At 73.8% G+C, this 22,975-nt stretch carries 19 protein-coding genes; 6 read left to right on the plus strand and 13 right to left on the minus strand.

Annotated elements, in window-relative coordinates; translation table 11 throughout:
- Positions 1–90: 90 nt before the first annotated feature.
- The 4 genes from ABZ693_RS21830 to ABZ693_RS21845 all read right to left on the minus strand — a co-directional run bounded on the left by ABZ693_RS21830 (position 91) and on the right by ABZ693_RS21845 (position 5,326).
- Positions 91–510: a hypothetical protein gene (locus tag ABZ693_RS21830; protein WP_359879717.1), complete on the minus strand. Its 420-nt coding sequence runs from the start codon at positions 508–510 to the stop codon at positions 91–93.
- 69 nt (positions 511–579) lie between these two features.
- The gene (locus ABZ693_RS21835; RefSeq protein ID WP_359879720.1) at positions 580–1,047 is read right to left on the minus strand and encodes a hypothetical protein; all 468 of its coding nucleotides are present in this window, start codon (positions 1,045–1,047) and stop codon (positions 580–582) included.
- Between the two features lie 38 nt (positions 1,048–1,085).
- Entirely contained in the window at positions 1,086–2,438 is a 1,353-nt protein-coding gene (locus tag ABZ693_RS21840) for an SWIM zinc finger family protein (RefSeq protein ID WP_359879723.1), read from the minus strand.
- Positions 2,435–5,326, minus strand: a complete 2,892-nt coding sequence (locus ABZ693_RS21845) for an SCO1167/SCO6262 family helicase (RefSeq protein WP_359879725.1) — start codon at positions 5,324–5,326, stop codon at positions 2,435–2,437. The genes ABZ693_RS21840 and ABZ693_RS21845 overlap by 4 nt, the downstream gene beginning before the upstream one ends.
- Positions 5,327–5,595: 269 nt before the next feature.
- Here ABZ693_RS21845 and ABZ693_RS21850 point away from each other — a divergent pair, with 269 nt between their 5' ends.
- Positions 5,596–5,928 carry a hypothetical protein gene (locus ABZ693_RS21850; protein ID WP_359879728.1) on the plus strand — a complete coding sequence of 111 codons (333 nt, stop codon included), beginning with the start codon at positions 5,596–5,598 and terminating at the stop codon, positions 5,926–5,928.
- 31 nt (positions 5,929–5,959) lie between these two features.
- Here ABZ693_RS21850 and ABZ693_RS21855 read toward each other — a convergent pair whose 3' ends face one another.
- Positions 5,960–6,676: a class I SAM-dependent methyltransferase gene (locus ABZ693_RS21855; RefSeq protein WP_359879730.1), complete on the minus strand. Its 717-nt coding sequence runs from the start codon at positions 6,674–6,676 to the stop codon at positions 5,960–5,962.
- A gap of 118 nt (positions 6,677–6,794) precedes the next feature.
- Between ABZ693_RS21855 and ABZ693_RS21860 the strand changes: the two genes are divergently transcribed.
- Positions 6,795–7,064, plus strand: a complete 270-nt coding sequence (locus ABZ693_RS21860; RefSeq protein ID WP_359879733.1) for a DUF6343 family protein — start codon at positions 6,795–6,797, stop codon at positions 7,062–7,064.
- 77 nt (positions 7,065–7,141) lie between these two features.
- On the opposite strand, the gene ABZ693_RS21865 is transcribed toward ABZ693_RS21860, so the two are convergent.
- The 4 genes from ABZ693_RS21865 to rpsA all read right to left on the minus strand — a co-directional run bounded on the left by ABZ693_RS21865 (position 7,142) and on the right by rpsA (position 11,056).
- Positions 7,142–7,597, minus strand: coding sequence for a tetratricopeptide repeat protein (locus ABZ693_RS21865; protein ID WP_359879736.1), 456 nt, complete (start codon positions 7,595–7,597; stop codon positions 7,142–7,144).
- Between the two features lie 164 nt (positions 7,598–7,761).
- The gene (gene coaE, locus ABZ693_RS21870) at positions 7,762–8,385 is read right to left on the minus strand and encodes a dephospho-CoA kinase (RefSeq protein WP_359879738.1); all 624 of its coding nucleotides are present in this window, start codon (positions 8,383–8,385) and stop codon (positions 7,762–7,764) included.
- Positions 8,386–8,416: 31 nt separating this feature from the next.
- On the minus strand, positions 8,417–9,355 hold the full coding sequence (locus ABZ693_RS21875; protein WP_359879741.1) for a PAC2 family protein: 939 nt from the start codon (positions 9,353–9,355) through the stop codon (positions 8,417–8,419).
- Between the two features lie 192 nt (positions 9,356–9,547).
- Positions 9,548–11,056 (minus strand): 30S ribosomal protein S1, encoded by a 1,509-nt coding sequence (rpsA, locus tag ABZ693_RS21880; protein ID WP_359879743.1) that lies wholly within the window; start codon positions 11,054–11,056, stop codon positions 9,548–9,550.
- Positions 11,057–11,416: 360 nt separating this feature from the next.
- Between rpsA and ABZ693_RS21885 the strand changes: the two genes are divergently transcribed.
- The 3 genes from ABZ693_RS21885 (at position 11,417) to ABZ693_RS21895 (ending at position 15,511) form a co-directional block, all read left to right on the plus strand.
- Positions 11,417–12,259 (plus strand): class I SAM-dependent methyltransferase, encoded by an 843-nt coding sequence (locus tag ABZ693_RS21885; RefSeq protein ID WP_359879745.1) that lies wholly within the window; start codon positions 11,417–11,419, stop codon positions 12,257–12,259.
- A gap of 105 nt (positions 12,260–12,364) precedes the next feature.
- The gene (gene hrpB / locus ABZ693_RS21890; RefSeq protein ID WP_359879748.1) at positions 12,365–14,920 is read left to right on the plus strand and encodes an ATP-dependent helicase HrpB; all 2,556 of its coding nucleotides are present in this window, start codon (positions 12,365–12,367) and stop codon (positions 14,918–14,920) included.
- Between the two features lie 75 nt (positions 14,921–14,995).
- Positions 14,996–15,511, plus strand: a complete 516-nt coding sequence (locus tag ABZ693_RS21895) for a GNAT family N-acetyltransferase (RefSeq protein ID WP_359879750.1) — start codon at positions 14,996–14,998, stop codon at positions 15,509–15,511.
- Here the strand turns inward: ABZ693_RS21895 and pgfA are convergent.
- The 3 genes from pgfA to ABZ693_RS21910 all read right to left on the minus strand — a co-directional run bounded on the left by pgfA (position 15,498) and on the right by ABZ693_RS21910 (position 18,699).
- A complete protein-coding gene (gene pgfA / locus ABZ693_RS21900; protein ID WP_359879753.1) occupies positions 15,498–16,463 on the minus strand; it encodes a cell envelope lipid trafficking protein PgfA in 966 nt (321 codons plus the stop codon). The two genes, ABZ693_RS21895 and pgfA, sit on opposite strands and share 14 nt — an antisense overlap.
- 11 nt (positions 16,464–16,474) lie before the next feature.
- Positions 16,475–16,612 (minus strand): SPW_0924 family protein, encoded by a 138-nt coding sequence (locus ABZ693_RS21905; protein WP_359879756.1) that lies wholly within the window; start codon positions 16,610–16,612, stop codon positions 16,475–16,477.
- 164 nt (positions 16,613–16,776) lie between these two features.
- Positions 16,777–18,699, minus strand: coding sequence for a lytic transglycosylase domain-containing protein (locus ABZ693_RS21910; protein ID WP_359879758.1), 1,923 nt, complete (start codon positions 18,697–18,699; stop codon positions 16,777–16,779).
- A gap of 193 nt (positions 18,700–18,892) precedes the next feature.
- On the opposite strand from ABZ693_RS21910, the gene ABZ693_RS21915 reads away from it, so the two are divergent.
- On the plus strand, positions 18,893–19,762 hold the full coding sequence (locus ABZ693_RS21915; RefSeq protein ID WP_359879760.1) for a DUF4184 family protein: 870 nt from the start codon (positions 18,893–18,895) through the stop codon (positions 19,760–19,762).
- A gap of 75 nt (positions 19,763–19,837) precedes the next feature.
- Here the strand turns inward: ABZ693_RS21915 and polA are convergent, their stop codons facing one another.
- Positions 19,838–22,558 (minus strand): DNA polymerase I, encoded by a 2,721-nt coding sequence (gene polA, locus ABZ693_RS21920; RefSeq protein WP_359879762.1) that lies wholly within the window; start codon positions 22,556–22,558, stop codon positions 19,838–19,840.
- Between the last annotated feature and the right edge of the window lie 417 nt (positions 22,559–22,975).

A 22,975-nucleotide genomic window follows, 5' to 3' on the forward strand; every position in this document is an offset into this window, starting at 1 on the left:
TACGAGGATGATCCTCCGCCTTGCGATCGCACGCACCAGACGCCGCAGGCCCCGCCCTCCGGGCGGACGGAGCTACTTTCGACACACGCCCTAGAACTCGTCGTCCCGGGCCAGCTCCTCCCAGGGGATGCCGCGGAGCCCGAGGTCGGCGTCCTCGCCCGACGGAACGACCGGGGCGGCCTGGAACCAGGCCACGGCGAGGACGGACCAGTCGCATCCCTGAGCTATCGCGGCCGAGTGGAAGAAACCGACGCAGGTCACCGCGGGCATCACCTCGACCGGGCCGAAGCCGCCGCCGCTCTCGTCCGGGTACGCGCGCGTGGGCGGAACCAGGTGGACCGGCCAGGAGGGAAAGGCCCGCTCGGCCTCCTGCCGGAGCGCCTCGACCTTCCGGTCGTTGACCCGCTTGCACGGGTAACCCGCCGGCATCCCGCCGTAGGTGGAGGACATCCGCAGCTGGGCGAGTGTGATCGAACGACCGGACGACAGGACGACGCGGCTCAGTGACATGCCGTCACTGTGACGAGCTTGATCCACTTCCGCAACACGTTTCGGCGGGCGCCCCGTTCGGTGCGGGGATCAGGCGCGGGGGCCGCCGTGGTGGTGCACCGAGGTCTCGCCGACCGATCCGGCCTGGATGAACACGCCCTGGTTGGTTCCCCCGCTGATGGTGTTGTGCGTGTGGTGCACGACCGGGGCCGGCTGCGCTCCCGTGCCCTGCTCGCGCCTCAGCTCGTCGAGGATCGCCTGGAGTTCGGCGGCCGATTCGGGGGCGGCGCGCAGGCTGCGGCGCATCCGGGCACGCCATTCGGTCTCGGCCTCGGCCCTGGCCTCCTCCACCGCCTCCTCGCCACCGTCCTGTCCGGCGCGGACCAGGTCGTCGCGGGCGGCATCCAGTTCGGCGCCGACCGTCTCCTCGTCGGCTCCGGAGCGGGCGGCGAAGAACCCCGCGATCCGGGTCCGGGCCCGCTCCCATCCCTCGCCGACCATCTGCTGGACGAGCGCCGTCGCCCCCGCCGTCGCCAGTGCCACCAACTCGGCTTCCACCAGGCCTCCTTCAGAGCATCGTGCGACCAGCCTAACGGTCACCTGCCCAGCAGCGCGGTGATCACTCCGACCGGGTCGGCGTCGGGGGTACCGCGCGGCCACCAGTCCTCGCGGCCGGCGTCCGACTCGTAGCCGTACCAGAGACCGTCACGGCCCAGGCGGAGCTGGAGGGAGGCGGTCGAGAGGCGGTTGCGCCAGGGGCGGAAGGCGGGCAGGTCGGCGGCGATCAGGGCGGGCCGGGCCCGGTCGAACGGGCCTGCGGGCGGATCCCACGGCTCTTCCAGTACGGCCAGTCCCGCCGCTCCGCCCTGGCGCCAGGCGGCGACGGCGCGGGCGAGGTCGGTGGGGGTGCGGTCCTGGGCGTGGGCGAGGTCCCGGTAGAGGGCGCGGGTGGAGGCGGTGAGGCCGGAGCCGGGGTGCGCGGCGGCCAGCCGTACCGCGTCCTGCCAGGGGGTGAGTCCGGCGACGGGGTCGCGGCCGGTGGTGAGGAGGAGGTGGGCGCGGGCGGCGGCCTCGGTGGCGAGGAGGTCGAGGGCGAGCGGGTCCGGCGCCTCGGGGTCGGCCGGGAAGACGGCGGGGCGGCCGGGGCCCGCGGGGGCGGGCAGCGGCGGCGGGAGGAGCGGCGCGGCGGGTCCGCCGGACGGGGCGAGGACGGTACGGGCGAGCACCGAGGGCAGGGTGGGGGCGCCGTCCGTACGTCCCTGAGGCCCGGCCTCTCGGCTGCGCTCGGCCCGCTCGGTCTGTTCGACGGCGGAACGGGCCGCGTTGCGGCGGGCGAGGGAGGCGAGGAGTTCCTGCTCGCCGCGGCCGCGCATGAGGAAGAGGACGAAGGGGTCCTCGTCGAGAAGCCGGGCGGCCTGGTAGCAGAGGGCGGCGGCGTGCTTGCACGGGTAGCCGTCGTCGGGGCAGGAGCAGTCGGGCACGAGGTCGCCGGAGGCGGGCAGGAGTCCGGTGACCGCCTCCAGGGCGTGCGGGACGTCCTTGTCGAGGAGGGCGGCGATGTACTCGGGCCGGGCGGCGGCCTCGTCGAGGAAGCGTTCCCAGTCGTCGTCGCGGAGGGTCCGCAGCCGGATCTCGGCGCGGTACGGGCGGGGGCGGCTGCCGTGGACGTAGGCGACGACCCGGCCGGGGGTGACCGTGATCGCGTCGACATGGCCGCCGCGGGCATACGCCTTGCCGCGGGCGAGCCGCGCCGGGTCGAGGGCGGTGTCCTCCAAGGCGTCCACCCAGGCGTTGCCCCACCAGGTGGCGGCGAAGCGCCCGTCGGGGTCCCCGTGCGGGGCGAGCTGCGGGAACGTACGGCGGCGGTCGTCATGGCGGGGCAGCGCGCCGGCCGGGATGGCACCGGCACGGGCGGCGGCGGGGCCGCGGCCGGGCGGGCGGGGGCTCACGCGGACCTCCTCAGGGACACCAGGTCGGCCAGCTCGCGGTCGGTGAGTTCGGTGAGGGCGGCCTCGCCGGAGCCGAGGACGGCGTCGGCGAGGGCCCGCTTGGCGCGCAGCATCTCGTCGATGCGCTCCTCGACCGTGCCCTCGGTGATCATCCGGTGGACCTGCACCGGCCGGGTCTGCCCGATCCGGTACGCGCGGTCGGTGGCCTGCTCCTCGACGGCCGGGTTCCACCAGCGGTCGTAGTGGACGACATGACCGGCCCGGGTCAGGTTGAGGCCGGTGCCCGCGGCCTTCAGCGACAGCAGGAAGACGGGCACCTCGCCGTCCTGGAAACGGTCGACCATCCGCTCGCGCTCGGCGACCGGCGTACCGCCGTGCAGCAGCTGGGCGGCGATGCCCCGGCGGGCCAGGTGGCCGGCGAGCAGCCGGGCCATGGACACGTACTGCGTGAAGACGAGGACCGCACCGTCCTCGGCCACGATCGTGTCGAGGAGTTCGTCGAGCAGGGCGAGCTTGCCGGAGCGACCGGACAGCCGCGCGCCGTCCGCGGCCGGTTCGCCGAGGTACTGGGCGGGGTGGTTGCAGATCTGCTTGAGCGAGGTCAGCAGCTTCATGATCAGTCCGCGCCGGGCCATGCCCTCGGCGGCCTCGATCCGCGCCATCGTCTCGCGCACCTGCGCCTCGTAGAGCGACGCCTGTTCGCGGGTGAGCGGGACGGGGTGGTCGGACTCGGTCTTGGGCGGCAGCTCGGGGACGATGCCCGGGTCGGACTTGCGGCGGCGCAGCAGGAACGGCCGGACGAGCCGGGCCAGCCGCTCGACCGCCTCCTCGTTCTCCACCTCCTCGCTGTTCTCGACGGCGCGGGCGTGCCGGGCGCGGAAGGCCTTGAGGGAGCCGAGCAGGCCGGGGGTGGTCCAGTCGAGGAGCGCCCACAGCTCGGAGAGGTTGTTCTCGACGGGGGTGCCGGTGAGGGCGACCCGGGCGGGCGCCCGCAGGGTGCGCAGCGCCTTGGCGGTCGCCGAGAAGGGGTTCTTGACGTGCTGCGCCTCGTCGGCGACGACCATGCCCCACCGCTGCTCGGCGAGATGGGGCGCGCTGGTGCGCAGGGTGCCGTAGGTGGTGAGGACGAAGCCGCCCTCGTCGAGCCCGTCGAGGCTGCGGCCGGTGCCGTGGAAGCGGCGCACGGGCACGCCGGGGGCGAACCGCCGGATCTCCCGCTGCCAGTTGCCGAGCAGCGAGGCCGGGCAGACGACAAGGGTCGGGGCCGGGTGGGCGCGGCGCAGATGCAGGGCGATGAGGGTGACGGTCTTGCCGAGGCCCATGTCGTCGGCGAGGCAGCCGCCGAGGCCGAGGGAGGTCATGAGGTCGAGCCAGGCGAGGCCGCGCAGCTGGTAGTCACGCAGCGTGGCGTCGAGGCCCGGCGGCGCGGGGATGGCCTCCGGTCCAAGGAGCAGCCGGTCGCGCAGGGTGGCGAGGGCGCCGACGGGCACGGCGGGGACGGTCTCGCCGTCGACCTCGGCGGATCCGGTGAGCGCGGCGGCGAGCGCGTCGACCGGCTCCAGCAGGCCCAGTTCGCGCTTGCGGGCCTTGCGGACGAGATCGGGGTCGACGACCACCCACTGGTCGCGGAGCCGGACGACGGGGCGGTGGGCCTCGGCGAGGGCGTCCATCTCGCGCGCGGTGAGCGGGTCGCCGTCGAGGGCGAGCTGCCAGTCGAAGCGGAGCAGCTCGGCGCTGTCGAAGAAGGACGTGCCGTCGGTCGCGGAACCGGGCGCGCTCTGCGCGGGGCGTACGACGGCGGAGGCCGACAGGGAACGGGCCAGGTCACGGGGCCAGTGCAGGGCGACTCCGGCGTCGGCGAGCCGGGCGGCGGCCGGGCCGAGCAGCTCGTACAGCTCCTCCTCGCGCAGCGGCAGCACATCGGGCACGTCCCGTTCGAGGAGACCGCCGAGGGGCGGCCAGACGCGGGCGGCCCGGCGCAGCGCGAGGACGGCGTCGACGCGGGCGCGGGGGCCGAAACTCTCGTCGCCCTCCCCGGCCCACAGGGCGGCCGCGTCGACGACCAGGGTCGGGTCGGCGAGGCTGTGCACCTGGAGGAGCGCGGCGGCGACATGCCGCCCGCCGTCCTCCTCGGGATCCGTCCCTGCGGCGATCTCGGCCGGATCGGACGTGTCGAACAGCTCGAAGGCGGACAGGTCGAGCCGGAGCGAGACCCGTACGCCCGCGTCCATGCCGGCGGCGGCCTCGGCGGCCCAGGCACGCGCGCGGGGCAGCCGCTGCGGCTCCCGCGCGGCGAACGCCGGACCGACCGCGTGCGGGGCGGCGGGGGTACGGGGCAGGGTGTCGGCGACGGCGTCCAGGAAGGCCCGGACCAGCGCCTCGGGCTCGGGCAGCCGCAGCGGGCCCCGGCCGGACACGGGGGTGGCGTGGGCCTCGTACGGCATGACGGAGGCGATCGCCCGCAGGTGGGCGATGTCGTCGGCGTCGAGCGGTCCGGCCCGCCAGGCGTCGTGATCGTCCGCGGTGAGACCGGGCAGCAGCCGCCCCCGGGCGACCAGGTGCAGCGCGTGCAGGGCGGCGGCGCCCCAGCAGACGGTGGCGGGGTGCGCGGCCGGGTGGTGGCGGGCGGCGGTCAGCGCGGGCAGGGCGGCGGCGACGGGCAGCAGCAGGGCGGGCACGGTCCGGCTCCGCGCCCCGGTGCCGTGCCGACGTACGACGGTCAGCTCGGCGCGCTCGGCCCCGGCGGGCAGCGCTGGGGCGCCCTCCTCGGGCAGCGGTCCGCCGTCGGGGGACCACAGGGCGATCCGGCCCTCGCGGGGCAGGGCGGCGGGCAGGAAGACGGCCGCGAGGCCGCCGGGGACGGTCCAGGCACTCCCGGTGTGCGGCACGCGCTCTCACCTCCTGGTCCGCGACGTGTTCCGACTGCACTCCCGACCTTACGGGCGGGGTCCGACAACCGGGTCCCCCGGGCGGCCCAGCAGCGGGTGACACCCCGATCGGGGCGGGGGAGGGTGGCGGCAACGGGCGTCGGCCGGCACGCGCCCGCGCGGCCCGGGCCCGCGCCGGCCCCCCGTTCCGCCCGGTCACGCCTTCCTGAACCGACCCGACCCGCCGCCCGACCTGAACCGACCCGACCCGACAGACGAGGATTTCCGCCATGTCCGTTCACCGGCGTCTCACGATCGCCACCGGGGCCGTCCTGCTCACGCTCGCCGTCTCGGGCTGCTCGGGCCTCGGCCGCAGCATGGTCGGCACGGTCTCGTACGAGACCGCGCACGACATCGAGGTGACGGTGACCAGCCCCGGGGTGCGGGGCTGCCACAAGCTGTCGCCGGGCGGCGCGACGCGGGTCCGGAACGCGACGCTGGTCGACATGCGGCTGTTCCGGACCCGCGACTGCCGGGGCCCGAACACGTACGTGGCGACCCGGACCTCCGACCAGATCGCGCCGGGCACCCTGACCTGGCGCAGCTACAGCGTCGTGCACTGATCCCGGCGGAGGACCGGGCGGCCCGGCGGGATCAGCGGGGGCGGGCGGCCAGCCAGGTGCCGTCGTCGGTCAGATAGCCGTCGAAGGCCAGCCCGGCCTCGGCGAGGTACCCCTCCAGGGCCTCGGCGGTCAGCGGCCGGGACAGGAAGGTCTGGGTCCATCGGGCGTCCGGGAAGACGTACTCGGCGTGCACGGAGTTCACGCCCTCCCCCACCGGCTCCGCCGACACGATCCGTACCGTGTAGCCGGCCGGGTCGTGGCGCTCGCGCGGCAGATCGGTGTGCCAGTCGGCGCCCTCGCGCTGGATCAGGACCCGCCCGTCGTCCTTCACATGGCGCCGGCACGTCTCCAGCAGGGCCTGCCGTCCCCCGGCGTCGGCCGTGTGCACCAGGAACGAGCCGAGCACGACCGCGTCGAACGTCCGCGGCAGGTCCAGGTCCTCGATCGAACTGAGCACGGTCTCGGCCCCCGGCGCGCACTCGCCGACCGCCTCCAGCATCTCGGCGGACTCGTCCACGGCCGTCACGGCGAAGCCGCGCTCGACGAGCGGCCTGGTCACCCGGCCCGCGCCGCTGCCCAGTTCGAGGAGGGTCGCGCCGGCCGGCACGGCGGCCCCGATGACGTCCGGCTCGGTGCCGGCGCCCAGCCGCCGGTACAGCTCGACGGCGCAGCCGTCCGGGGTGATCGCGCCGGGTCCGGTGCCCTCGTGGCCCTCCCGGGTCCGCTGGAGGTTCCCGTCCTCGCTCATGCCCTCACGTCCTCTCGTCGTCGCCCCGCCGCCGCTCGGCGGGGGCTTTCGGATCGTGCGCCGCGGGTGGATCCTGGAAGAGCCTTCGGGGGTCGGCCCACCCGGGAGATGCGAAGTGATGCGTACGGGGAGTGAACCGGCGACCGCGCGCAGCACGCTGCGGCTGCGCTTCTGGCTGAGCCTGTGGGGAATGCTGTGGGCCGCCTTCGGTGCGACGGTGTTCGCGCTGTTCGGCGCGGTGGGGTGGTCGGCGGCGTGCGGGGTGCTGTTCCTGGTGGCCGCCGTGGACATGACCCTGGTGATCCGCCATCTCCGGCAGGGCCCGCACTGGCAGCCGGGACGGGACGTCCCGCCGTACGAACCGGATCGCGGCGGCCGGAAACGCTGACCGGAGACGCCGAGGACGGCATCACGCCGAGGACGACGCGCGGCCCGGCCCCGGTCGCGGGGCGGGCGCCCATCGCCCTACTCCCCCGTCGCTCCGCTCTCCCCCGCTTCTCTGCCCTCTCCCGCCTCGCGCTTCTCCCCGGCCCCGCTCTTCTCCCCGGCCCCGCCCATCGCCGGACCGAAGCGGGCCGCCTCCAGGTACTCGGGCTTGGGGTCGAGGGCGGCGGCCAGGCGGAAGTGACGGGTCGCCTGGTCGGGGCGGCCGGCGCGCTGGTACGTACGGGCGAGCGCGAAGTGGGCGAAGGCGTTGTCCGGCTCCCGCTCCAGGACCAGCTCGAATTCCAGCTCGGCCGGGCGGAGTTGCGCGGCGGCGAAGAAGGCGCGGGCGCGCAGCAGCCGGGCCGCGGTGTTCTCGGGATGGGCGGCGATCACCGAGTCGAGCAGTTTGACCGCGCCCCGCGGGTCACGGGCGGCGAGCAGCTGCTCGGCGGCGCGGTAGTCGATGACGTGGGTCTGCGGATCCCTCTCGGCCACGACGGCGGCTCCTTCCCTCGCTTCGGCGGTTCAACAGCCGGCACGGCGGCCGTATTCCGCGCGGGAACCCCGTCCCCCCGGTGGGGTATTCCCTCGCGGACGTCATGCCTACCCCACCCATGGGGTGTTCACGGCCCGCGAGGCGTTCCGAACCTACGGGGCGGTCACGGCGTGCCGGGCCGCGAGGCGGCTTCGGCGGCCCGCCGCACCAGCTCCTGCCACACCTCGCGCACCTGGGGCTCCAGCTTCTCCAGGGGGCCGTCGTTGTCGACGAGGAGGTCGGCGACGGCGCGCCGCTGGGCGCGGGTGGCCTGGGCGGACATCCGGGCGCGGGCGTCGGCCTCGGTCATGCCGCGCAGCCGGACGAGCCGGTCCAGCTGGGTCTCGGGTGACGCGTCCACGACGACGACCAGGTCGTAGAGGGGGGCGAGGCCGTTCTCGGTGAGCAGCGGTACGTCGTGGACGACGACGTCGCCGGGTCCTGCCTGGCTCTCGAGCGCGGCGGAGCGGGCGCCGACGAGGGGGTGGACGATGGCGTTCAGCGCGGCGAGGCGCCCGGCGTCGTGGAAGACGATGGCGCCGAGCCCGGGCCGGTCCAGCGCGCCCTCGGGCGTGAGGATCTCCGGGCCGAACTCCGCGACGACCGCCGCGAGCCCGGGCGTGCCGGGCTCCACGACCTCTCGGGCGATCCGATCGGCGTCGATCAGGACTGCTCCGTACGAGACGAGCAGCCGGGAGACTTCGCTCTTGCCGGCGCCGATGCCGCCGGTCAAACCTACCTTCAGCATGAGCGGCAGCTTAGATCGCGCCGCCGGGTGGCTACGCGTCGCCCTCCCGTTCCGCGAGGAAACGCTCGAACTCGCGGCCCAGCTCGTCGGCGGAGGGAAGGTCGGCCGGTTCGGCGACGAGGCTGCCGCGGGTCTCGGCGCCCGCCGCCGCGTCGTACTGGTGCTCAAGACCCTGGACGAGGGCGGTCAGCTCCTCATCGCCCTCGCCGATCTGCCGCTCGATCTCGGTCTGGGTGCGCCGGGCCTCCGTGCGCAGGGCGTGCGCGACGCCGGGCAGGACCAGACCGGTGGCGGCTGTGACGGCCTCCAGGGCGGTCAGGGCGGCGTCCGGGTACGGGGAGCGGGCCACGTAGTGCGGGACGTGGGCGGCGACGCCGAGGGTGTCGACGCCGGCCTCGGTGAGGCGGTACTCGATGAGGGACTCGGCGCTGCCGGGCACCTGGGCCTCGTCGAAGGGGCTGCGGTGGCCGGGCATGAGGTCGGTGCGGCTGCCGTGCGGGGTGAGGCCGACGGGACGGGTGTGCGGGACGCCCATCGGGATGCCGTGGAAGTTGACGGCGAGGCGGACGCCGAGGCGCTCGACGATCTGACGGACGGCCGCGGCGAAGCGCTCCCACTCGACGTCCGGCTCGGGGCCGGACAGCAGCAGGAACGGCGCGCCGGTGGCGTCCTGGACCAGCCGGACCTCCAGGACCGGGGTGTCGTACGCGGTCCAGCGGTCGCGGCGGAAGGTCAGCAGGGGGCGCCGGGCCCGGTAGTCCACGAGCCGGTCGTGGTCGAAGCGGGCCACGACCTGGTGGGGCAGGGTGTCGAGCAGCCGGTCGACGATCTGCTCGCCGGTCTCACCGGCGTCGATGTAGCCGTCGAAGTGGTAGAGCATGACCAGCCCGGCCGACTCCTGCGCCAGGGCCACGTCGACCACGGCGAGACCCTTCCGGTCCCATTCGTACAAATCCTGGGGATCAAGCACGATTTCCGCTCCTCCTCGCGTTCTACCACCACAACGCCTTCCGACACACCGTCATTCCCCGGGCCCGGGAATCACCCCGGATCCCCCGAGGCCCGGAGCCGCCGGACCCCGGGGAACGGGCGAGGCCCGCCTCCCCCGAAGGGGAGACGGGCCTCGTACTCGCTACAGGAGCGGGTCAGCGGGTGAGCTGGTTCAGCTCTGGCCGCCGGCCAGCTTCTCGCGCAGGGCGGCAAGCGCCTCGTCCGACGCCAGGGCGCCGGCGTTGTCGTCCGACTCCGAGGAGTAGGAGCCACCCGACACGCCCGCCGGGGCACCGGCCGGAGCGGCGGCGCCACCCTCGGCAGCGGCGGCCTCGTCGGCCTCGCGGGACTTGATGACCTGAGCCTGGTGCTGCTCGAAGCGCTGCTGCGCCTCGGCGTACTGGGTCTCCCAGGCCTCGCGCTGGGTCTCGTAGCCCTCGAGCCAGTCGTTGGTCTCGGGGTCGAAGCCCTCGGGGTAGATGTAGTTGCCCTGGTCGTCGTACGACGCGGCCATGCCGTACAGGGTCGGGTCGAACTCGACCGAGGCCGGGTCGGCACCGAAGGACTCGTTGGCCTGCTTCAGCGAGAGGCTGATGCGACGACGCTCGAGGTCGATGTCGATGACCTTGACGAAGATCTCGTCGTTGACCTGGACGACCTGCTCCGGGATCTCCACGTGGCGCTCGGCCAGCTCGGAGATGTGGACCAGACCCTCGATGCCCTCGTCCACGCGGACGAACGCACCGAACGGAACCAGCTTGGTGACCTTACCCGGAACGACCTGGCCGATCTGGTGGGTACGGGCGAACTGCTGCCACGGGTCCTCCTGGGTCGCCTTCAGCGACAGGGAGACGCGCTCGCGGTCCATGTCCACGTCGAGAACCTCGACGGTGACCTCCTGGCCGACCTCGACAACCTCGGACGGGTGGTCGATGTGCTTCCAGGACAGCTCGGAGACGTGAACCAGACCGTCGACGCCACCCAGGTCCACGAAGGCACCGAAGTTGACGATCGAGGACACGACGCCGGAGCGGACCTGACCCTTCTGGAGGGTCGTGAGGAACGTCTGGCGGACCTCGGACTGGGTCTGCTCGAGCCAGGCACGGCGGGACAGGACCACGTTGTTGCGGTTCTTGTCCAGCTCGATGATCTTCGCCTCGAGCTCCTTGCCCACGTAGGGCTGGAGGTCGCGGACACGGCGCATCTCGACCAGGGAGGCCGGGAGGAAGCCGCGGAGGCCGATGTCGAGGATGAGACCACCCTTGACGACCTCGATGACGGTACCGGTGACGATGCCGTCCTCTTCCTTGATCTTCTCGATGGTGCCCCAGGCGCGCTCGTACTGGGCACGCTTCTTCGAGAGGATCAGGCGGCCTTCCTTGTCCTCCTTCTGGAGAACCAGGGCCTCGATCTCGTCGCCGACCTTGACGACCTCGTTCGGGTCGACGTCGTGCTTGATCGAGAGCTCGCGGCTCGGGATGACACCTTCGGTCTTGTAACCGATGTCGAGCAGGACCTCGTCCCGGTCGACCTTCACGATGACGCCGTCGACGATGTCGCCGTCGTTGAAGTACTTGATCGTCTCGTCGATCGCGGCGAGGAAGGCTTCCTCGTTACCGATGTCGTTGACCGCAACCTGCGGGGTGGTGCTGGTGGCGGTGGTCTCGGTGCTGCTCGTCATGTGGGAAAGGGCTCCGGTACGGACATTGAAGTCGTAGGTACTGCTACGCCGAGAGCCCGTATCGCACTGAAGAAGCCGGACGACCAAGGAAGCGCCGTTCCCGAAGAACGGGAGCGCCTCGAAAACCGAGGGGACATACAACAGATGCGAGCGCGGCCTGCTCTGTCTGAGGCGCGCAGGCCCGCAGCGCAACCTTTAGCATACGGGGACGGCCGGACAGGGTCAATGCGCGAAGCGCACACCAGGGGCGGGTCGCCTCATATCCGGCGCAACTCACGTCACCCCAGGCCCTCCTGGCCCTGGAAAGCCGTGTCGCGCCACGCGCCATGGCTCTGAGCGCAAACTACATCGACGGGCGAGATGAACCAAGAGTACGGACGAGAAGACGGCCCCGAGGTCCCCGAGGACGAGGCGGAGGCGACCCGGCGCGACGCGGGGGACGCGGAGAGCAGCCGGGCCAGCCGGGGCTGGTGGGACCGCAACGCCGACGAGTACCAGACCGAGCACGGGGCGTTCCTCGGGGACGACCGGTTCGTGTGGGGTCCCGAGGGGCTCGACGAGGAGGACGCGGAGCTGCTCGGCCCGGCCGGGTCGCTGCGGGGGCTCGACGTGCTGGAGATCGGCGCGGGCGCGGCGCAGTGCGCGCGCTGGCTGGCCGCGCGGGGCGCCCGGCCGGTGGCGCTCGACCTCTCCCACCGCCAGCTCCAGCACGCGCTGCGGATCGGCGGGGGCCTGCCGCTGGTGGAGGCGGACGCCGGGGCGCTGCCGTTCCGGGACGGCTCCTTCGACCTCGCCTGCTCCGCGTACGGCGCGGTGCCGTTCGTCGCCGACCCGGTGCGGGTCTTCCGCGAGGTGCGCCGGGTGCTGCGGCCGGGCGGCCGGTGGGTGTTCTCGGTGACCCACCCGATCCGCTGGGCGTTCCCGGACGAGCCGGGGCCGGAGGGCCTGTCGGTGGCGGCCTCGTACTTCGACCGGACGCCGTACGTCGAGCAGGACGAGAAGGGGCGCGCGGTCTACGTCGAGCACCACCGGACGCTCGGGGACCGGGTGCGGGACGTGGTGGCCGGCGGTTTCCGGCTGGTCGACCTGGTGGAGCCGGAGTGGCCGGACTGGAACAGCCAGGAGTGGGGCGGCTGGTCCCCGCTGCGGGGGAATCTGATCCCGGGCACGGCGATCTTCGTCTGCGAGCGCCTCGACGACTGAGGCACGATCCGCCCGGCCCGCCGACGCGCCGTATAAGTCGTATGAATCGGTGGTGCCTGTGGACAACGGACGCCGGGCGGCGGGCGGGCGTACGAGACTGAACGCGTGATCCGATACGACGCGCTCGACCGTCTTCCCGTCCGCCACGCCGTTCCCGAGCTGCTCGCCGCGCTCGAGGAGCGGGGTACGGCCGTGCTGCACGCCCCGCCCGGGACGGGCAAGACCACGCTGGTCCCGCTGGCCCTCGCGGGTCTTATAGGGGACGGGCCCCGGCGGCGCGTGCTGGTGGCGGAGCCGCGCCGGATGGCGGTGCGGGCCGCGGCCTGGCGGATGGCGTGGCTGCTGGGCGAGGAGGTCGGCGGGTCCGTCGGTTTCTCCGTACGCGGGGAGCGGCGGACCGGTCCCGCGACGCGGGTCGAGGTGGTGACGACGGGCGTGCTGCTCCAGCGGCTCCAGCGCGATCCGGAGCTGGCCGGGGTGGATGTGGTCCTCCTCGACGAATGCCATGAGCGGCATCTGGACGCGGACACGGCGCTGGCGTTCCTGGTGGACGTACGGGCGACGCTGCGGCCCGAGCTGACGCTGATCGCCGCGTCGGCGACCAGCGACGCGGAGGCCTGGTCCCGGCTGCTGACGGCCCTGGACGGGACCGGGTCCGCGCCGGTGGTGCGGGCGAAGGGCGAGGGGCACGGCTACCGGGTCCACTTCGCCGCGCCGCCCGCCGGGATCCGGCCGGCGCACGGCACCTGGGTGGACGCGGCGCTGCTGCGGCATGTGGCGGCAACGGTCCGGCGGGCCATGGAGCGGCACGACGGCGACGTGCTGTGCTTCCTGCCCGGCACCGGGGAGATCGCGCGGACGGCGGGGCTGCTCGCGGATCTGGACGCCGAGGTGCTGCAGCTGCACGGGCGGGCGCCGGCGGCCGTCCAGGACGCGGTGCTGCGCGGGTCGGGTCCGGACGGGCGGCGCCGGGTGATCCTCGCGACGTCGGTGGCCGAGTCGAGCCTGACGGTGCCGGGGGTCCGGATCGTCGTGGACTCGGGGCTCGCGCGGGAGCCGCGGATGGACCACGCGCGCGGTCTCGGTTCGCTGGCGACGGTGCCGGTGTCGGTCGCGGCGGCGACGCAGCGGGCCGGCCGCTCCGGGCGCGAGGCGTTCGGGGCGGTGTACCGCTGCTGGGCGGAGGCGGAGGACGGCAGCCGCGCGCGGTACCCCTCCCCCGAGATCAGGATCGCCGATCTGGCGGGCTTCGCGCTGCGGGCGGCCTGCTGGGGCGATCCGTCGGCGGCGGGGCTCGCGCTGCTGGACGCGCCGCCGGCCGGAGCCATGGCGGCCGCGCGCACGGTACTGGAGGCGGTCGGTGCCGTGGACGGGGACGGCCGGGCCACCGAGCGCGGTGTACGGATGGCCCGGCTGGGGCTGCATCCGCGGCTGGCGCGGGCGCTGCTCGACGGCGCGGCCGGCGTGGGTGCCCGTCGCGCTGCGGAGGTCGTGGCGCTGCTGAGCGAGGAGCCGCCCCGGGAGTACGGGGACGATCTGGCGGCGGCCTGGCGGCAGGCGCGCCGGGGCGGCGACGGGTACGCGGCGCGCTGGAAGGCGGAGGTGCGGCGGCTGGAGCGCGCGGCCGGCGCCGAGGCCGACGGCGCGGAGAACGGTGCGGGTGGGCCGGGGTCCCTGGGCGAGGACGCGGCGGCGGGTCTGGTGACGGCGCTCGCGTTCCCGGAGCGGGTCGCGCGGGCGCGGGAGCGGGACGGCTATCTGATGGTGTCGGGCACCGGGGCCCGGCTCGCGGAGGGGTCGCGGCTCGGCACGCCCGGGTGGCTGGCGGTCGCGGTGGCGGACCGGACGGCGCAGAGCGCGACGGCCCGGGTGCGGCTCGCGGCGGTGGTGGACGAGGCGGTGGCGCGGCGCGCGGCGGGGCATCTGCTGCGGGCGGGCGAGGAGGTCCACTGGGAGGACGGCGACGTGGTGGCCCGGGCGGTGGAGCGGCTGGGGGCGGTGGAGCTGGCGGTCCGCCCGTTGCGGGCGGAGGCGGACCCGGGGCCGGTGCGGGAGGCCCTGCTGGACGGGCTGCGCCGGGAGGGCACGGCGCTGCTGCGCTGGAGCCGGGACGCCGGGGAGCTGCGGCACCGGCTGGCCTTTCTGCACCGGGAGCTGGACGAGCCGTGGCCGGACGTGACGGAGGAGGCGCTGCTCGCCCGGGCCGGGGAGTGGCTGGAGCCGGAGCTGTCCCGGGCACGGCGGCGGGCGGATCTGGGCCGGATCGACGCCGGCGAGGGGCTGCGCCGGCTGCTGCCGTGGGCGACGGGCGAGGCGGGGCGCCTCGACGAGCTGGCGCCGGAGCGGATCGAGGTGCCGAGCGGGTCGCGGATACGGGTGGACTACGGCGGGGAGCGGCCGGTGCTCGCGGTGAAGCTCCAGGAGATGTTCGGGCTCGCCGAGACCCCGCGCGTGGCGGGGGTGCCGGTCCTGGTGCATCTGCTCTCCCCCGCCGGGCGGCCGGCGGCGGTGACCTCGGACCTGGCCTCGTTCTGGCGGGAGGGCTATCGCGCGGTGCGGGCCGAGCTGCGCGGCCGCTATCCGAAGCACCCGTGGCCGGAGGACCCCTCGGCGGCCGTACCGACCCGGCACACCAGCGCGCGGCTGAGCCGGGAGCGGTGAGCGGGGTGCGGTAAGCGGGGCGGCCTCTCCGCCGCCCCGGACCAGATGGCCTTCCGACCGTACAAGGAGCACTCGATGCAGTTACGTGATGTCACCCCGGACGATGTCGACGCGTACATCCGGATGCGCTGCGACCCGGTCATGATGGCCGACCTCGGCGGGCCGCTGCCGCGTGAACGCCAGCCCGGCATCGTGCGCCGGGACGTCAGGGAGGCGGCGGCCGGCACCTCGTGGATCAAGATGATCGTGCCCGACGCGGATGCCCCCGGTGTGGTGGCCGGAACGGTGAATCTCTGGTCGCACGACACCGACGAGGGGCCCCTGTCGGAGATCGGCTGGATGATCCTGCCGCCGTTCCAGGGCCGCGGTCTGGCCAAGCGGGCGGCCCGGGCGCTGCTCGAACGGGCCCGGGACGAGGACCGCTGGGGCGTCGTGCACGCGTTCCCCGCGGTGGGCAACGGCGCTTCGAACGGCATCTGCCGGTCCCTCGGCTTCCGTCTGGTCGCGCAGCAGGACGTCACGTTCGCCGGCCGCGTCCTGCGGAGCAATCACTGGGCGATCGATCCGCGGACCGACCTCAGGCCGGAGTGATCCGGCGGCGGCCGGCGCGGGAGCGGGCTTCGAGGACGAGGGAGAGGGCGAGCAGGAGGAGGGCGAGGCCGGTGAAGCTCCAGGGCAGATAGGAGACGAGCAGCAGGACCTTCAGGCGGTTGGCGCTCACCAGGTCGACGACCTCGGCGATGCTGTCCTCGCGCATCTTCACGTCGCCGGCGAAGACGGTGACCGTGTCCTGGCCGAACAGGGCGCGGGCGTTGCGGAGTTCCTCCCGGTGGATCTCCTCGCCGTTGACCGGGGCGCCGGTGACGGGGTCGACCCAGAACATGCGCTTCGTGGTGTACCAGCGGGTCAGGCCGGTCTGGGCGAGGACCTCGGGGGTGATGCCCTTGACGGGCATGGCCTTGGGCATCGGGACCTTGGTCCAGGGAATGGTCTGCTCGAAGTAGTAGACCTCCATGCCGCGGAAGGTGCGGGTGCCCCCGTAGTGGATGGGGGCGGCGGTACGGGTCTGGGCGTCGAAGTACTGGTAGTCCCGTTTCTCGGTGAGGAACGGCCACTTGAACTCGATGCCCTCGCGCCGGACCGGATCGCCGTCGACCATCTCGCCGGCGGCGTGGACGGGGTCCTGGGTGTGGGCGTCGAAGACGTAGCGCTCGGGGATCTTGGAGACCATCTTGCCGTCGGGCCCGGCGACATAGGAGAGGGAGTCCCAGACGACGACGTCGCGGCCGGCGGTGCGCTCGACCCTCTTCGACTCCTCGACGTCGCCCTTGAGCGTCTGGATGATCGTGATCTTGTCGACCTTCCGCGCCTTGAGGGTCGTGTAGTCGAGCAGGGTGGCGGGCTTCGCCTCCAGGACCGTCACCTGGTACTGGTTCGGCGGGATCTTGGCGAGCCGCGGGAAGGCGTACCAGCGCAGCGTGGGGGCCATGGCGGCGAAGAACACCGCGAAGGAGAGCAGGACCAGGGCGGCTCGGCGGCGCACGGGCGGTCCCCCTACTTCCGGCCGGGATCGGCGGTCAGCAGGGGCCGGGGCGAGGTGGACCCGTCGGGCGGCAGATCGACGAAGGAGACGAGCAGCAGGAACAGCAGGACGGGCGCGAGTCCGATGGCGGTGGCGGCGAGCGCGCGCATGGTCGGCCTCCCGGTACACGATCTGATACGTCGTCAGGTCGGGGCACCGTAGCAACGCGGCCGTGAGATGAGAACCCGTCGTACACGGGCACCCGGACACATACGGACGCCGCCCCCGGGTCCGGTGCGGACCCAGGGGCGGCGGGAGGTACTTCGGCCGGGCGTCAGGAGCCGGTCGTGGGCGTCGGCGTGCTCGTGGCGGACGGCTGCGCCGCGGACGGCGAGGCGGACGCCGTCTTCGACGGGGTGGCGGACGGCGTGGCCGTCGGCTTCGCGGACGCGGTCGCCGACGGCTTGGCCGAGGCGGTCGCCGACGGCTTGGCCGACGGTGCGGAGGACTCCGACGGGGACGGCGCCGGGCTCGGCGTCGTGGGCGACGGCGTCGGAGTCGGCTCGGGGGCCGTCGGGGCGGTGACCTTCAGCTCGACGGTCACCGTGCCGCCGCCGGGCGCGGTCAGCCGCAGCGTGAAGCCGCCGGTCTTGTCGCCGGCGAAGATCTCCGGCAGCGCCACGACACCGTCGGCGCCCGTCTTCAGGCCCGTGAGGGTACGGACGGCGGTGCCGTCGGCGGCCTTGAAGAAGGGGCCCTCGGTGGCGGGCTTCGCGTCGTCGGCCGAAGTGACGAAGGTGGCGGTGACGGTGACCTTGGCAGCGGCCTTGCCGCCCTCGGTGGCCTTGACCCGTACCTCGTCCGCGAACCGGCCGCCGGTCGCGGCGGAGAGCTCCTTGGCGTCGACGCGGGCGAGGGCGTCGGCCCGGCGCTCGGTGACGGTGCCCTGGAACGAGACGGCCTTCAGGCCGCTCGCGCCGACCACGGAGGCGCTGACGGCGAAGTCCCCGGTCTTCTCACCGGCCTTGAGCTCCGGCGTGGCGGCCGTGCCTTCCTTGCCGGTGGCGACGGTGAGCTCGCGCAGGCCGCCCAGGGCGAAGCGGGTGTCCGTGCCGTCGCCGATCACGAAGCGGATCCGGACGCCCTCGACGGGCTTGCCCGCCTTGTCGAGCACCCGGACCGCGGGACGGCCGGCGAAGGTCCGACCGGCGGTGGCGGTGAGGGCGCCGGGGGCGGTGCTCTCGAACCGTACGACCGCGGTCGCCGGGTCGCCGGCCGGCGGGGCGGGCGGGGTCGGCGGCTTCGGGGTGGGCGTGCCGGGCTTGTGCGGCGCCGGCGGGTTCTTGACCGGCGGCTTCGGTGCCACGGGCGGCTTGAGGCCCGGAGCCGTACCGGCGGGCGTACGGCCCCGGCCGTCGCTGCGGCCGACGGGAAGCACACCGGTGCCGTCGGGCACCTGGTGGGTGCCGCGCTTGTAGTACTCGACCCAGGAGAGCACCGTGTTCAGGTACTCGCGGGAGTGGTTGTAGCTGAGGACGGCCTTGTCCAGGTCGGCCTTGACCGCGAGGTTGCGGTCGTTGGCGCACAGGTAGAGGCCGGCGGCCTGGGCCGCGTCGTAGATGTTGTTCGGGTCCTTCTTGCCGTCGGCGTTGGCGTCCTGGCCCCAGGTCGCCCAGGTGGACGGGATGAACTGCATCGGACCGACCGCCCGGTCGTACCGGGAGTCGGTGTCGTAGGCACCGCCGTCGGTGTCGGGGATGTTGGCGAACGCGCCACCGGCCAGCACGGGGCCGAGGATCGGCGAGAACGTGGTGCCGTTGGCGTCGACCCGGCCGCCGCGCGCCTGTCCCGACTCGACCTTGCCTATGCCGGCGAGCAGCTGCCAGGGCAGGTTGCAGTTCGGATCGGTGGAGCGAATCGATTCCTCGGCGCGCTTGTAGGCGGCGAGGACCGTCGCCGGTATGCCCGCCTCGGCGGGGCCGGTGACGACCGGCGTGGTCGGCACGACGACGCCCGGCTTGTTCGGCGTGTCCAGCGGCGGAAGATCCGTGTGGTACGGCGAGTTGCCGGAGGCCGAACCGTCCGGCGGCGTCGCGGTGTCGCCCGCGCCGAGCGGCACGTCGCCGCCCGCGGTGTCCGTGGACGGAGGGATGACGTTCTCCGGAGCCTGCGAGGCGGCCAGCGCGGCGACGGCCGCGGCCACGATCGCGCCACTGGCGGCTCCCCTGCGCAGCCGACGGCCCAAGTGCCCTGCCATGCGTGTGGTCCCTCCCCGAATACCCCATCCGCGCCACGGGCGCGGCTCCGACCCGCCGACCTTATGTCAACTCCGGGCGGCGGAACACCGGGTCATGACCGTGTTTCACGGTTTCGTCACCACTCGGCCGTCCACGTGTTCGACCTCGGGGCGTCCTGAATACTGAAGGTCACACCGGACGAGGGGGATTCGCGTGCCGTTCACGCTCAGCCACGCCGCCGCGGTACTGCCGGGCATCCGCCGCGGCGGGACGGCGCGCGGGCCGCTGGTGGCCTCGGCGCTGGTCGCCGGATCTTTCGCACCCGACATGACGTACTTCGCCGACAGCGTCGTCCCCGGCGCCGCGGAGTTCGGGACCGTCACGCACTCGCTGCCCGGGATCGTGACCGTCGACGTGCTCGTCACGGCCGCGCTGGTGGCGCTGTGGCTGATGGTGCGTGAGCCGCTGGTGGCCCTGCTGCCGACGCGGTGGCGCGGCCGGGTGTACGGGGCGGTGCGCGGCCGGCCGTGGCGGGAGCGGCACCCGGCGGCCCTGGTGTGCATGCTCGCCGTGTCGGCGGCGATCGGCTCGGCCACCCATGTCGGCTGGGACGCGTTCACCCACCACGACCGGTGGGGCACCCGGGTGGTCCCGGTGCTCGGCGAGACCGTGGCGGCGGGCCTGCCCGGCTACTTCTACCTCCAGTACGGGAGTTCGGCGCTGGCCGCCGCGCTGCTGGTGTGGTGGGCGGTCCGGGAACTGCGCACGGCGTCGGCGGACACCCCGCGGCCGGCCGCGGCGGACGCCCTCGTCGGCCGGGGCCGGCTGCTCTCGGGCGCGCTGATCGCCGTGTGCGTGCTGGGCTTCGCGGCCCATCGGGTGCTGCGCTGGTACGCGTACTGGGGCCGGATCGCGACGCCGCTCGACATCGTCCCGACTCTCTGTTTCGGGGTGGGCGCGGGACTGGTCGTCGGCCTGGTGCTGTACGGCGCCGGGATGCGACTGTGGCCGCTCGCCGCACCGCGTACGGCCGCGGCCTCCGAGGCCCCGCGGGTGCCGGAGCCGGCCCGCCCGGGACGCTGACCGCGCGCACCGGCGTACGGAAGAAGGGCGGGGCCCGGCCGGCTGGCCGGGCCCCGCCCTTCTCGTCTCACCCGCTCAGTGCGCGGCCGAGTCCCAGTCCCGGCCGACACCCACCGACACGTCCAGCGGGGCCCGCAGCTCCACGGCCGCGCCCATCCGGGTGCGGACCAGTTCCTCGACCCGCTCGCGCTCGCCGGGGGCGATCTCCAGCACGATTTCGTCGTGGACCTGGAGGAGCATGCGGGACGCGAGGCCCGCTTCCGTCAGGGCCTGGTCGACGTCGAGCATGGCGACCTTGACGATGTCGGCCGCGGTGCCCTGGATCGGGGCGTTGAGCGCCATGCGCTCGGCGGCCTCGCGGCGCTGGCGGTTGTCGCTGTTGAGGTCCGGGAGGTAGCGGCGGCGGCCGAGCATGGTCTCGGTGTAGCCGGTGGCGCGGGCCTCGTCGACGACCCGGCGCAGGTAGTCCCGCACCCCGCCGAACCGCTCGAAGTAGGTGTCCATCAGACCGCGCGCCTCGGCGGGTTCGATGCCCAGCTGCTGCGACAGACCGAAGGCCGACAGACCGTACGCCAGGCCGTACGACATGGCCTTGATCTTGCGGCGCATCTCCGGGTCGACGGCGGACCGCTCGACGCCGAAGACCTGCGAGGCGACCGTGGTGTGCAGGTCCTCGCCGGAGGTGAACGCCTCGATCAGGCCCTCGTCCTCGGACAGATGGGCCATCACGCGCAGTTCGATCTGGCTGTAGTCGGCGGTCATGAGGCTCTCGAAGCCCTCGCCGACGACGAAGCCGTGCCGGATCGCGCGGCCCTCGTCCGTCCGCACCGGCACGTTCTGCAGGTTGGGGTCGGTGGAGGACAGCCGGCCGGTCGCGGCGGTGGTCTGGCTGAACGTGGTGCGGATCCGGCCGTCGGCGGCGACCGTCTTGATCAGGCCCTCGACGGTGGACCGCAGCCGGGCCTGCTCACGGTGCCGGAGCATGATCACCGGGAGCTCGTGCTCGGTCTGGCCCGCGAGCCAGGCCAGCGCGTCGGCGTCCGTGGTGTAGCCGGTCTTGGTCTTCTTCGTCTTGGGCAGGTTCAGCTCGCCGAAGAAGACCTCCTGGAGCTGCTTGGGCGAGCCCAGGTTGAACTCGTGGCCGACGGAGGCGTGCGCCTCCTTCACGGCCTGCTGGACGGCGCCCGCGAACTGCTGCTCCAGGGCCTCCAGGTGGTCCCGGTCGGCGGCGATGCCGTGCCGCTCCAGACGGGCGAGGAGCGCGGAGGTCGGCAGCTCGACGTCGTGCAGCAGCTCCTTGGCGCCGACCTCGGCGAGCTTGTCGTCGAACGCGTCGGCCAGGTCGAGGACGGCGCGAGCCTGGGTCATCAGGGCCTCGGCCTCGGCGGTGTCCTCGGCGCCGAAGGCGAGCTGGCCGTCGGACGCGGCGGCCGGGGCAAGTTCGCGGCCCAGGTACTCCAGCGAGAGCGCGTCCAGGGCGAAGGTACGGCGGCCGGGCTTGACCAGGTACGCGGCGAGCGCGGTGTCCATGGTGACGCCGTCGACGCTCCAGCCGTGCTCGGGGAAGACCCGCATGGCGCCCTTGGCGTTGTGCAGGACCTTGGGGCGCTCGGGGTCGGCGAGCCAGCCCGCCCACGCCTGCTCGTCGGCCTCGTCGAGCTCGGCCGGGTCGAACCAGGCGGCGGCCCCGTCGCCGGTGGCGAGGGCCACCTCGGCGACATTGCCGGTGCCGAGCGCCCAGCTGTCGACGGTGGCGACACCGAGCGGCTTGGCGCCGTGCTCGGCCAGCCACGGCGCCAGCTCGCCCGTGCCGAGGACCGTGAAGTCCAGCTCGACGCCGGGCTCCGGCTCGGCGGCGGTCTCCTCGGCGGTACCGGGGTCGACGGCGAAGAGCCGCTCGCGCAGCGAGGGGTTGCGGATCTCCAGAGTGTCCAGGAGCAGCACGATCGCCTTGCGGTCGTACGGCTCGCGGGCCAGCTCCCCGACCGTCTTCGACAGCTCGACGTCGCGGACCATCTCGGTCAGCCGGCGGTTGAGCTTCACCGCCTCCAGGTGGTCACGGAGGTTCTGGCCGGCCACGCCCTTGACCTCGTCGGCACGCTCGACCAGCTCGGCGAACGACCCGAACTGGTTGATCCACTTCGCGGCGGTCTTCTCGCCGACCTTCGGGATGCCGGGCAGGTTGTCCGACGGGTCGCCGCGCAGCGCCGCGAAGTCCGGGTACTGCGAGGGCGACAGACCGTACTTCTCCTGCACCTTCTCCGGCGTGAACCGGGTCAGCTCGGAGACGCCCTTGGTCGGGTAGAGCACCGTGGTGTGCTCGGTGACCAGCTGGAAGGAGTCGCGGTCACCGGTGACGATGAGGACCTCGAAGCCCGCGGCCTCGGCCTGGGTCGCGAGGGTGGCGATGACGTCGTCCGCCTCGAACCCGTCGACGGCGAAGCGCGGCGCGTGCATCGCGTCCAGCAGCTCGCCGATCAGCTCGACCTGCCCCCGGAACTCGTCGGGGGTGCTGGAGCGGTTCGCCTTGTACTCGGGGAACTCCTGGGAACGCCACGTCTTGCGCGACACGTCGAACGCGACGGCGAAATGCGTGGGCGCCTCGTCGCGGAGCGTGTTCGCGAGCATGGAGGCGAATCCGTAGATCGCGTTCGTCGGCTGCCCCGTCGCGGTGGTGAAATTCTCCGCGGGCAGTGCGAAGAACGCCCGGTACGCCAGGGAGTGCCCGTCCATGAGGAGCAGGCGCGGGCGGTTCGCTTCGGTCACATCGGTCTTCTTCGCTGCTGTCTCGGCCACGGAACGATCCTGCCACGCGCCACGGACATTCCGGTCCACGCGAGCCGGGACGCGATGCCGCGCACGAGGCGGACGCGAGAGGGACACGAGACGCGCGCGAGGAGGGCCCGAGACCGGTACGAGGGTGCGCGGGGTCCGCGCCGGCGGCGGGCCCGGTCCGTACGGCCCGTACATCCGCCCGTACATCCGTCCGTACCTCCGCGGGTTCCGCGCATCCACCGCGTCACCGCGCGCGTACGGGACATATACGGACCGCGTACGGGCCGGATCCGGGCCACGGGCGGGACATATACGGACCGCGGACGGACCGTTTCCGGCCGGTGCGCGGACCGCACGTGGCCGGTTCCCGGTGGCCCGTGACAGGATCGGAGACAGAGACACAGAGGACGGCACCCGCGTCCTTCCGTATTCCGCCCA

Source organism: Streptomyces laurentii (assembly GCF_040635425.1).
GTDB lineage: Bacteria > Actinomycetota > Actinomycetes > Streptomycetales > Streptomycetaceae > Streptomyces > Streptomyces laurentii.

What these genes read in the sequence shown, in the direction of transcription:
- ABZ693_RS21830 (WP_359879717.1), bottom strand. Translation starts at nt 510, where the DNA reads ATGTCACTGAGCCGCGTCGTCCTGTCGTCCGGTCGTTCGATCACACTC.
- ABZ693_RS21850 (WP_359879728.1), top strand. Translation starts at nt 5,596, where the DNA reads ATGTCCGTTCACCGGCGTCTCACGATCGCCACCGGGGCCGTCCTGCTC.
- ABZ693_RS21855 (WP_359879730.1), bottom strand. Translation starts at nt 6,676, where the DNA reads ATGAGCGAGGACGGGAACCTCCAGCGGACCCGGGAGGGCCACGAGGGC.
- ABZ693_RS21860 (WP_359879733.1), top strand. Translation starts at nt 6,795, where the DNA reads ATGCGTACGGGGAGTGAACCGGCGACCGCGCGCAGCACGCTGCGGCTG.
- coaE (WP_359879738.1), bottom strand. Translation starts at nt 8,385, where the DNA reads ATGCTGAAGGTAGGTTTGACCGGCGGCATCGGCGCCGGCAAGAGCGAA.
- rpsA (WP_359879743.1), bottom strand. Translation starts at nt 11,056, where the DNA reads ATGACGAGCAGCACCGAGACCACCGCCACCAGCACCACCCCGCAGGTT.
- ABZ693_RS21885 (WP_359879745.1), top strand. Translation starts at nt 11,417, where the DNA reads ATGAACCAAGAGTACGGACGAGAAGACGGCCCCGAGGTCCCCGAGGAC.
- ABZ693_RS21895 (WP_359879750.1), top strand. Translation starts at nt 14,996, where the DNA reads ATGCAGTTACGTGATGTCACCCCGGACGATGTCGACGCGTACATCCGG.
- ABZ693_RS21905 (WP_359879756.1), bottom strand. Translation starts at nt 16,612, where the DNA reads ATGCGCGCGCTCGCCGCCACCGCCATCGGACTCGCGCCCGTCCTGCTG.
- ABZ693_RS21910 (WP_359879758.1), bottom strand. Translation starts at nt 18,699, where the DNA reads ATGGCAGGGCACTTGGGCCGTCGGCTGCGCAGGGGAGCCGCCAGTGGC.